Genomic DNA, 284 nt, shown 5'->3' with positions numbered 1-284 from the left:
GCGTACCGGTTTCATAGCCTTCCGGTTCGGCCGCCAGCAAATGCGTAACCCCGAGCGCGGCGGCGATCGGTGCGGTCACGAAGCGGTTGGTGGCGGTGATGATGGCGATGAGATCATCCTCATCGCGATGCCGCTGCAGCAAGTCGAACGCGGCCGGCAGCAGCGCCGGCTGTATCACTTCTTGCATGAATTGCGCGTGCAACTGATCGAGTCGCGGGCGTGGAAACTGTGCCAGCGTGCCGAGTGCGAACTCCAGATACTCGACCGGGTCGAGCGTACCAGCC

At 63.4% G+C, this 284-nt stretch carries 1 protein-coding gene; it reads right to left on the bottom strand.

All coding sequences use genetic code 11. From position 1 onward, the window contains the following. On the bottom strand, window positions 1-284 hold a 284-nt coding region (locus QN347_RS19755), incomplete at both ends, for an HAD family hydrolase (RefSeq protein ID WP_323494390.1).

The organism is Sphingomonas sp. 10B4 (assembly GCF_035019905.1).
GTDB classification, from domain to species: Bacteria; Pseudomonadota; Alphaproteobacteria; order Sphingomonadales; family Sphingomonadaceae; genus Sphingomonas; species Sphingomonas glacialis.
Note: the sequence above shows the minus strand (reverse complement) of the source record. Positions and strands in the feature narration are given on the sequence as shown.